9 protein-coding genes are annotated in these 9743 nt (G+C 65.0%); 4 read left to right on the top strand and 5 right to left on the bottom strand.

What is annotated here, in order from left to right:
* Positions 1-816 (bottom strand): hydantoinase/carbamoylase family amidase (locus tag JHD73_RS15615; protein ID WP_199031180.1); only part of this gene is annotated, 816 nt, incomplete at its 3' end.
* Between the two features lie 380 nt (positions 817-1196).
* On the opposite strand from JHD73_RS15615, the gene JHD73_RS15610 reads away from it, so the two are divergent.
* From JHD73_RS15610 to JHD73_RS15600, 3 genes are read left to right on the top strand one after another with little or no spacing between them, the layout of a single operon-like run.
* Positions 1197-2519: an MFS transporter gene (locus JHD73_RS15610; protein WP_199031179.1), complete on the top strand. Its 1323-nt coding sequence runs from the start codon at positions 1197-1199 to the stop codon at positions 2517-2519.
* 23 nt (positions 2520-2542) lie between these two features.
* Complete coding sequence (locus JHD73_RS15605) at positions 2543-3343, top strand: class II aldolase/adducin family protein (protein WP_199031178.1); 801 nt, start codon at positions 2543-2545, stop codon at positions 3341-3343.
* 5 nt (positions 3344-3348) lie between these two features.
* A complete protein-coding gene (locus tag JHD73_RS15600; RefSeq protein ID WP_233176997.1) occupies positions 3349-4275 on the top strand; it encodes a glyoxylate/hydroxypyruvate reductase A in 927 nt (308 codons plus the stop codon).
* Here the strand turns inward: JHD73_RS15600 and JHD73_RS15595 are convergent.
* On the bottom strand, positions 4269-5228 hold the full coding sequence (locus tag JHD73_RS15595) for a LysR family transcriptional regulator (RefSeq protein ID WP_199031177.1): 960 nt from the start codon (positions 5226-5228) through the stop codon (positions 4269-4271). The genes JHD73_RS15600 and JHD73_RS15595 overlap by 7 nt on opposite strands.
* A 175-nt stretch (positions 5229-5403) precedes the next feature.
* On the opposite strand from JHD73_RS15595, the gene JHD73_RS15590 reads away from it, so the two are divergent.
* Positions 5404-7059: a glycosyltransferase family 39 protein gene (locus JHD73_RS15590; protein WP_199031176.1), complete on the top strand. Its 1656-nt coding sequence runs from the start codon at positions 5404-5406 to the stop codon at positions 7057-7059.
* A 74-nt stretch (positions 7060-7133) separates the two neighbouring features.
* Here JHD73_RS15590 and JHD73_RS15585 read toward each other — a convergent pair whose 3' ends face one another.
* From JHD73_RS15585 to JHD73_RS15575, 3 genes are all read right to left on the bottom strand, one after another.
* Positions 7134-7556 (bottom strand): DUF333 domain-containing protein, encoded by a 423-nt coding sequence (locus JHD73_RS15585; RefSeq protein ID WP_199031175.1) that lies wholly within the window; start codon positions 7554-7556, stop codon positions 7134-7136.
* Between the two features lie 96 nt (positions 7557-7652).
* Complete coding sequence (locus tag JHD73_RS15580; RefSeq protein ID WP_199031174.1) at positions 7653-8939, bottom strand: ATP-binding protein; 1287 nt, start codon at positions 8937-8939, stop codon at positions 7653-7655.
* Positions 8923-9663, bottom strand: a complete 741-nt coding sequence (locus tag JHD73_RS15575; protein ID WP_199031173.1) for a response regulator — start codon at positions 9661-9663, stop codon at positions 8923-8925. Before JHD73_RS15575 ends, JHD73_RS15580 begins: the two co-directional genes overlap by 17 nt.
* Between the last annotated feature and the right edge of the window lie 80 nt (positions 9664-9743).

Below are 9743 nucleotides of genomic sequence, written 5' to 3'. Positions count from 1 at the left end.
GCGGGAGGCATTGAGGATGCCGATCTCGCCAACCGTGGCCAGACCGCGTGGCGCAAAATCATCGACCAGCGCTTCCAGCGAAGTCGCCATCTCAGCCGCTGCGAACAGTGCGTCGCGGCGAAAGCGCATCGGCGTCGTGCCCGCGTGCGCGGCCTGCCCCTGCACGCGCACGTCGAGCCAGCGGATGGCCTGCCCGCCCGTGACGACACCGATCGGCACACCGTTCTCCTCCAGGATCGGGCCTTGCTCGATATGCGCCTCGAAGTAGGCATCGAACGGCTCGCCGGGGATGGCGCGTTCGCCTGCGTAGCCGGTGGCCGCCAAAGCGTCGGCAACCGAAATGCCCTGCGCATCGCGCGAAGTCAGCGCCTGCTCGAGCGGCATCACACCGGCAAATGCGGCGGAGCCCAGCATGGCCGGCGTGAAGCGCGCGCCTTCCTCGTTGGTCCACACGACGATCTCAATCGGCTTGGTGGTCTCGACTCGCGCGTCGTTGAGCGTGCGCACGACCTCCAGCGCAGCCAGCACGCCATACACACCGTCAAAGCGGCCGCCTTCCGGCTGCGTGTCGAGGTGACTGCCGCTGGCCACCGGTCGCGCATCGGCCGACTTGCCCGCACGGCGCGCAAACAGGTTGCCGACACGATCGGTGCTGAGCGTCATTCCGGCCTCTTCGCACCAGCGCGCAAACAATGCACGGCCCGCTGCATCTTCTTCCGTGAGCGCCAAACGCCGCACGCCGCCCTTGGGCGTGGCTCCGACCGCAGCCATTTCCATCAGGCTCGACCACAGTCGCGCCCCGTTGACCTTCAACATGTCTCCATTCCTTTGCTTGCGCGCCGACCGGCTCGGCGCTTCCAGGCATCTTTATCTGGCAGCGGCGGAAGAAGCGTCAAATTGCGAATGTTTATCCGGCATATAAATTACACAAATACGGCTGGCGCGAAGCCTGCATGAAGCACGTTGATCGCTAGCCGCCTGCACCGCGATGGCGCTATTGCCGCATACAGCGCCCGATCTCAGGGCATAAGCGCGGCTAATACGGGGAATCAAAAATGCGAATTTGCCGGCATCCGCGTTGATGCGCATAAATGGCGGCATCGGCTGACGACCGACACCCCGCCCCCCACGGCACAGACCAGCGCATGAACGCCGGCGACGTGGCGGCGGGCACGCCCAATAAAGGAGGACGCCCCATGTCACAGTCATCGCAGTCACCCACCGTAACGCACCAACCGGTACGCGCAGCCACTGCCGCCTTCATCGGCACCGCCGTCGAGTTCTACGACTACTACACCTACGCCACCGCCGCCGCGCTCGTGCTGGGCGAGGTGTTCTTCCCGAGCAGCAACCACTTCCTGAGCACGATGGCGTCGTTCGCAACGTTCTTCGTGGGCTTCATCGCGCGACCGCTATCTGGCGCCGTGTTCGGCCATCTGGGCGACCGCATCGGCCGCAAGAAGATGCTGCTGGTGACGATGTTCCTGATGGGCATTGCCACCACGGGCATCGGCCTGCTGCCGGGCTACGCCACCATCGGCATCTGGGCGCCGATCCTGCTGGTGCTGCTGCGCGTGCTGCAAGGCATTGCGGTGGGCGGCGAATGGGGCGGCGCAGTGCTGATGGCGAGCGAGCATGCGCCCAAGGCCAAGCGCGTGTTCTTTGCCTCGTTCCCGCAGATGGGCAGCCCGGTGGGGTTGATCCTGTCGCTGCTGTCGTTCCGACTGGTGTCGTCGCTCGACCATGAGAGCTTCATCACCTGGGGCTGGCGCCTGCCGTTCCTGGCGAGCTTCGTGTTGCTGCTCGTGGGCGTGGCAATCCGCATGGGCGTGAAGGAATCGCCCGAGTTCGAGCGCATGAAGCAGAACAACGAGGTGCTCAAGAACCCGGTGGGCGAGGTGCTGCGCACGGCGTGGCGCCCGATCGTGCTGGCGGCCATGGCCACCACCATCGGCTCGGCCGGCTTCTTCTTCACCAACACTTTCATGATTTCGTACGTGACCACGTACCTGGGCATGTCGAAGGCGTTGATTCTCGATTGCCTGTTCGTCGTGACGATCCTGCAATTGCTGTCGCAGCCGGTGTCGGCACTGCTGGCGCAACGCTACGGCGACACACGCTTCCTGACGTGGGCGGCATGCATCTCGATGCTCACGCCGTATCCGATGTTCCTGCTGGTAAGCACGCAGAACCCGGTGGCGATGGTGGCAGGCATCACGCTCGCGGTGGTCACACTCTCTGCTGTGTACGCCGTCATCGCAGGCTTCATGACCCCGGCCTTCCCGACGCGCGTACGCTACTCCGGCATCTCGATCGCCTATCAGGTCTGCACCATGATCGCCGGCGGCACCACGCCGCTGATCGGCACGATGCTGGCTGAGCGCTACAAGGGGGAATGGCTGCCGCTGGCGCTATTCTTTACCGTGCTGTCCGCCATCTCGCTGATCGGCATCGTCGGCCTGGGCCGCTATCGCGACGGCAAGCAGCCGGAAGAAACGGCCGCGCTCGCCACGAATTGATGTCCACCTCCATACGCATTCCCATGGAAGCTCAACACGTTTCGCTGCACACGCGCCGCCCAGCGGCCTTCTCCGATGTCGAATGGCAGGTCCGCACCGATCTGGCCGCGCTGTACCGCTTGATCGACCATTTCCGCATGACGGACATGATCGACACGCACATCACCGCACGCCTGCCTGACGAGAACGGCCGCCCGACCTTCCTCATCAATCGTTACGGCGTGCTGTTTGGGGAGATGCGCGCGTCGGACCTCGTCAAGATCGACCTGGACGGCAACGTCATCGACGAACGCGCCGATGCAGACCCCGAGCACTACGCTGTCAACGCGGCGGGCTTCACGATCCACTCGGCCATCCACGCTGCGCGCGACGATCTGCATTTCGTGGTGCATACGCATACGGCGGCGGGCATTGCAGTCTCCGCCCAGGAACATGGCCTGTTGCCGATCAGCCAGCATGCGCTCAAGTTCTACGGCAAGCTGGCATACCACGACTACGAAGGCATTGCGCTGGACCTGGGCGAGCGTGAACGCCTGGTGCACGACTTCGGCCAGCACAAGGCGATGATCCTGCGCAACCACGGCCTGCTGGCTGGCGGCAACACGGCCGCCGACGCGTTCCATGAAATCTATTTTCTGGAACGTGCTTGCCAGGCGCAGATTCAGGCATTGGCCGGCGGTACCCCGCTGCGCTTTCCGCCCGAGGCGGTACGCCAGCGCACCGCCGCGCAGTTCAATCGGGAGGAGTCGCCCGTCATTGCACGCCGCGCGTGGCTGGCGGCGCTGCGGCTGATCGACACCTCCCGCTCCGACTACCGCAGTTGATCACCATGACCACCCTCGCCCTCATCAGCCGCGACTACGACATGTCGCACCTGGTGCCCTCCATCCTGCGCGCGGCCCCGGAACTGGACGTGCGCATGTACGGCGAGCCCGCTGCACAGGATGCAGAAGTCGCCGTCTGCTGGAACCCGCCGGAAGGCGCCATCGCCGCGATGCCGCGCGTACGCCTCGTGCACAGCATCGCAGCCGGCGTCGACAACATCCTTGTTGATCCAACCCTACCCGCCGTGCCGTTGTGCCGCGTGGTCGATCCGCAGCACGCGCGGGGCATGGCGGAGTTCGTCACCTGGGGCGTGCTGCACTTCCACCGGCAACTGGATCGCGTGCTCGCCAACCAGCGCAGCGCAACGTGGCTCCGGCCAGAGCAACAGCATCCATCAGCCTGCACCGTCGGCGTGATGGGCTTGGGAGAGATCGGCGCACACGTGGCCGGAGAATTGCACCGCCTGGGCTTCAACGTACGCGGCTGGGCGCGGCAGTCGCGTGATCTGCCCGGCATTGGCGTATATTGCGGTGCGGCGGGTCTGCCGATGTTCCTGGAAGGGATCGACATCCTGATCTGCCTGTTGCCGCTCACCGATGCAACGCGCGGCTTGCTGAACGCCGGCACGTTCGCGCGCCTCAAACCGGGCGCCAAGCTGATTCATGTGGGACGTGGCGAACACCTTGCCGCTGCTGATCTGCTGGAAGCGCTGCACAGTGGCCACCTAGGCGGCGCCATCGTCGACGTGTTCCCGAACGAGCCCCTGCCGGCGGATGACCCGTTCTGGCGCGCGCCCAACTTGATCGTCACACCGCACATGGCATCGGTTGCCAGTTCCGACACCATCGGGCTGCAGGTCGCGCAGAACGTGCGGCGCCTGATGAAAGGCGAAGCGCTCGCCAACGTCGTTGACGTCGCGCGCGGTTACTGACTACCTGCCGACTCCGGATAGCGCGCATCAATAAACCGGTGCAGCGCTTCCAGGAACGCCGCTTCCGCCGCGCTGAACTTGCGGTCGGCCATCCACAGCAGGTGCATGTCGACATCGGCCACACCGTCTTCAGGCGGCAAGCGCTGCAGACGGCCTTGGTCCACATCGTCCTGCGCCACGTGCTCGGGCAAGCAGCCGATGCCGAAGCCCGCCACGATCAGCCGCCGCACTTCCCACATGCTTGATGACGAGCCGACCACCGGCCCAGTCAGGCCCATCTCATCACGAAAGAACGTGAGCATGGAAAGCGGATCGCCAATCTTGTCGCCGGTAAAGGAGACGAACTTCTCGCCGGCCAGATCGGCGACCTGCACATCCGTCTTGCCGAACAGCGGGTGGTATTGCCCGCAGAACAGGGCATAGCGCTGGCGCAGAAACAGCCGGTGCTCGATCTTCTTGGGCAGCGCCCGCTTGGGTGAGAGGCCCAGCGTGGCCGTGCGCAACTCCAGGCTGCGCACCACATCGGCGCTGCGCATTTCCTGACATTCGAGTTCGATGCGCGGATAGTCGCGGTGGAAGCGCCCAAGAAATGCGTCGTAGTCGGGAAAGTCCAACCCACTGACGATGGCCACACGCACCATACCAGCGATCCCGTGGCCGCCCTCGCCGCTGGCCTGTGACAGGCGCGAAATGGTGCCGTAGACCTCTTCCGCGATCTGGCGGACTTCCTCGCCCGCGCGGGTAATCTCGATGGGGTTGGCCTGGCGGTCGATCAGTTGCATGCCGAGCTGGTCTTCCAGCCGCTTGAGGGCCTGGCTCACGGCGGGCTGCGTCAGGTGCAAGCGTGTCGCTGCACGGCTGATGCTGCGCTCCCGCGCAATGGCGAGAAAGGTACGCAGCAGGTTCCAGTCAAGGCGATCGTTGAGATAGGTGTCGAGCTTGGCCTTGCTCATGCGTATTGCGTGGGAAATTTGAAGGTGTTTGGCCAATGCAAGCCATATGCCGTGCCGAGGCTAACCATCTGCTAATCCGGCATCGACTAGAATCCTAGCCTTTCCGACCGTGCCCGCGAAGTTTACCCCCAGCATGGAATCCCGCCTTGTTTCTTCCCGCTCTCGTTCGCCGTGGATGGCGCTGCTTGTTGTCGCGCTCATCGCCGTGTTTCTGGCGCTCTGGACGGACGACCTGTTCCAGCGCTCCACCCTGTTCCGCCCGGATGAGGGCCGCTATGCGGAGATCCCGCGAGAGATGGTGGTCTCCGGCGATTGGGTGACACCGCGCCTGAACGACCTCAAATACTTCGAGAAGCCCCCCCTGCAGTACTGGACGACGGCCGCCACGTTCCAGGCGTTCGGCATCAACGCCTGGGGCGCGCGCCTGTGGCCGCTCCTGTTTGGCCTGGGCGGCATCCTGATGACGGCGTGGACGCTGGCGGTCTATCGCGGCGGACGCGCGGCAGCAACGGGGGCGGCGATCCTCGCTTCTTCGTTGCTGTACTTGCTGTTCGGGCAGGTGATCACGCTCGACATGGGTGTGGGCTTCTTCCTGACCGTGGGCGCGTGCGGCTTCGCGCTGGCGCAGCGGCCAGGCGCATCGCGCGGTGGGCGCCTGGGCTGGATGCTGGTGGTGTGGCTGGCGCTGGCCGGCGCCACGCTCACCAAAGGCCTGATCGGGCTGGTGTTGCCAGGGCTGATCGGCGTGGCTTACCTACTGATGACGCGCAACTGGGCGCTGATCCGCCGGATGCATTGGCTGCCGGGCCTGGCGCTGTACCTGATCGCCACGGTGCCGTGGTTCGTGATCGTGCAGCAGCGCAACCCGGAGTTTTTCGATTTCTTCTTCATCCACGAGCACTTCCAGCGCTTCCTCACCAACGAGCACCATCGCAGTGGCAAGTGGTGGTACTTCATTGCGGTGGGTGCCGCTGGGTTGCTGCCATGGACGCCACTGCTCTTCACGGTAATCGGCAGACGCATTGGGCGCGTGGCCGATCTGTTTGTTGGCGCCCGGGAGTTCGACCTGATGCGCTGGTCGATCGCGTGGACGGCGATGATCTTTCTGTTCTTCTCGGTCTCAAGCTCCAAGCTGCCGGGCTACATCGTACCGGCCTTCCCGGCCCTGGCGATCATCCTGGCCCTGGCGCTGGAAAAGATGCCGACCCGCGCCGTCGCGTGGGCGCTGGGCGTGAACCTGCTGATTGCCATCGGGTTATGGTTTGCGGTGCCCCTGATTGGAGCCAAGGCGGGCGCCAAGATGCCAGCCGAGCAGGTAGCGCAGGCCATGCCGGTGCTACGCAGCGTCATGGTCATGCTGGCCGTCGGCACGGTGGCAGCGCTGATGGCCCTGCGCTGGCAGCGGCACACGCTGGCGGTGATCGTGCTATCGCTCTGCGCGCTGTTCTGCTGGGATCGCGTGCTCAATGCCACCGAGATCTTCCGCGATGCGCTGTCCGCGCGTGACGTCATCGAGAAGACGCAGCGCGCCGTCGGGCCGATTCCCGCCGAAATGCCGTTCTACTCGGTTGAGTGGCTGGACCAGACCGCCATCTATTACCTGGGCCGCCCGATGACGCTGGTCTCCGGTTTTGATGAGCTGGAAATGGGCGCGGGCCTGGAGCCGGACAAGGTGGTCGCCACCACCGATGAATGGATCAAGCGCTGGACCGACGGCCCGCCTGCCTACGCCTTCATGCGCCGCGTGACGTGGCAAAGGCTGCAGGCCGACGGCGTACCAATGCGAGTGGTAGCCGAATCCGCCGACAAGGTGGTGGTGGCGCGCCGGTAAGCACGCGCGACGCCTCGTCAACGCAAAAGCAAAGGGCCGCATCTGCGGCCCTATTTTTTAGCGTGCGCGGTGTCTTACCAAGTGCAACTGCCGCGCAGGAACGCCCACTCCTCGCACTCGTCTCCGCCAGGGCTCACGCAGGTGCCGACTTCGGCGCCGTTGGCGCGGGTGGAAAACTCAAGCTGCCCACCACGCTGCAGGCAATACTCCGAAGCCGGATTGGCCATGCCGACATTGGAGCGCGGCGGCTCGGTTGCTGTGCCGGCAGGCGGCATGGCCGGCACAACCGGTGCCGGTCGCGCGAGCGGCGGCTGCGAGACAGGGGCCGACATGGGCGACGGTGCAGGCTGGATGGTCGTGCGCGGCGGCTGCCAGGGTGGCATCGGCGACGAGCAGGCCGCCAGCCCCGTTGCCAGTATCAACGCGGCAACAACGGCAGCGCGGCGGCCTTGGCCGGCATCCTCAACAACCGTGGCGAGACAGACTGCGCGATCCATGCGTTTCCTCCCGAGGGTTCTGGTGCTGCGCACGCAACAAACGTGCTTGACCGCCTAAGGATAGCTTACGAAACCGCCGGCCCGTATGTCAGGCGGTCAGGCTGCCGCGGCCGGCATGGGAAACCGCATGGTGACGCGAAAACCCGGCGTCGGGGCGTCGCTCGCAGCCGGCCCGATCGACAGGTCGCCGCCAAGATGTCGCACCAGCCGATCGACAATTGCCAGACCCAGCCCGCAGTGCGCGTTGCCGCCGCGCGCCGGGTCCAGGCGGACGAACGGACGCATTACCCGATCAAAATCGGCCGAGGGAATGCCCGCGCCATGGTCTTCCACCGTGAGCGTAAAGCCGCGCTCATCCGATGCCGTGCAGACGTTGACGGGCTGCGCCCCGTAAGCAAACGCGTTGTCGAGCAGATTCACGACGATGCGCTCCAGGTGCGTCGGCTTAAGGCGGAAGCGGTCCCCCGCGTGCAAGTCCAGCGCGACATGCTTGCCTTGCTCGGCAAACGGCTGCACCAGCCCACGCAGATGGCGATCGACCGTCACCTCACGTGCCTCGCTATCACCGCTCTGCGCATAGGCGAGAAACTGCTCCACGATGGCCGACATGGATTCAACATCGCGCTCGATGCCGGCGCCAGCCTTCTGGTCAGCCAGCATCTCAGCACGCAGGCGCAGGCGCGAGAGTGGCGTTTTCAAATCATGCGCAATACCGGCCAGCATGGTGTTGCGCTCTTCATCGGTGGCCGACAGATCGGCGGCCATGTGGTTGAACTGGTCGGTCAACTGGCGCAGCTCGTACGGACCGCGCTCCTTGAGCGGCGCCACATAGCGGCGCCGTGCCAGCGCACCCGCAGCCTCGGCCAGCGCGCGCACCGGGCGCTGGATCTGCCAGGCGGCAAACAATGAAAACGCAATGGCAATCGCCAGCACCACCATCACCCCCGGCACCACGGCCGAGATGGTGGGCGGCGCATGCACCCAAACGAGCGGCATCGCGATCCATTTGTCGCGCTGCGGAAAACGCACGAACACCCGAGGGGTGGCCGCGGCCTCCAGTCGCAATTCCGTACCAGCGGGCAGGCGGCGGGCAAGCTGCCGCGCAAGCTCTGCGGATTTGTCCGATGCCGATAGCGCATCACCCGCAGGCGCTTCATTGGTTTCGACCACCAGGTCTGGCAACTTCGCGCGCAGGTGGCCATCCATCACCGCCTGGAAGGCCTGCAACTGGAAGGCCATCTGATCGACCGACGCCTGGTATTGCCGCTCGCGCCGTTCGGAGCGCAGCACGCCGAGCCACGAAAAATGGCTCAGCACCAGCACCACCACGATCAGCCCGGCCAACCGGCCGAACAGCGTGTCGAATCTAGCCTTGAACTTCATCGCGCACGTCCTGCTCTTCCCGCTCGTCCGGCACGAAGGTGTAGCCGCGGCCGCGCACGGTCTGGATGTAGCGCGGGCGCTGGGCATCTTCATCCAGCACGCGGCGCAGTCGCCAGATCTGTACGTCGATCCCACGGTCGGACACACCGCTGCCCGGGCCATACATCAATTCAACGATGTGCTCGCGCGTCAGCACCTGCATGGCATGCGCAATCAGCAGCTTAAGCAGCGCAAACTCCGTGTCGCTGATGGACAGGGCGCGATCGCCACGGAACAGCGTGCGCATGCGGAAGTTGAGCTTGAACGGGCCGAAGGCGAAGCTGTCACGGTCTTCAGGTGCGGAAGCCGGTACCGCCTGGCGGCGGCGCAGCACGGCGTTGATGCGCGCCAACAGTTCACGCGGCGAGAACGGCTTGCCGAGGTAATCATCCGCGCCGATCTCCAGGCCGATGATGCGGTCGATCTCGTCGCTGCGGGCCGTGAGCAGGATGACTGGCACGTCGTCGTTGCGGGCGCGCAGATCACGCAGGGCTGACAAGCCGTCCACCTTGGGCATCATCAGGTCGAGCACCACGAGCGCCGGGCGCTCGCGCTCGAGCCGGGCGGCCAGACCATCGCCGTCGTGCATCACCGAGACGGCAAAGCTCTGCTGGGTCAGGTATTCGCGCAGCAGGTCGCGCAGTTCGACGTCGTCATCGACGACAAGGATCTTGGTGCCGCTCATGTCTGGAGGGGGACGCTTGAAAGTGTGCTCATGATAACGATTGTCACGCGCGCGAAGCGTCGATGCACTAACGCCATATT

The sequence above is a fragment of the Ralstonia sp. ASV6 genome (assembly GCF_016429285.1).
Classification (GTDB): Bacteria; Pseudomonadota; Gammaproteobacteria; order Burkholderiales; family Burkholderiaceae; genus Ralstonia; species Ralstonia flaminis.
Note: the sequence above shows the minus strand (reverse complement) of the source record. Positions and strands in the feature narration are given on the sequence as shown.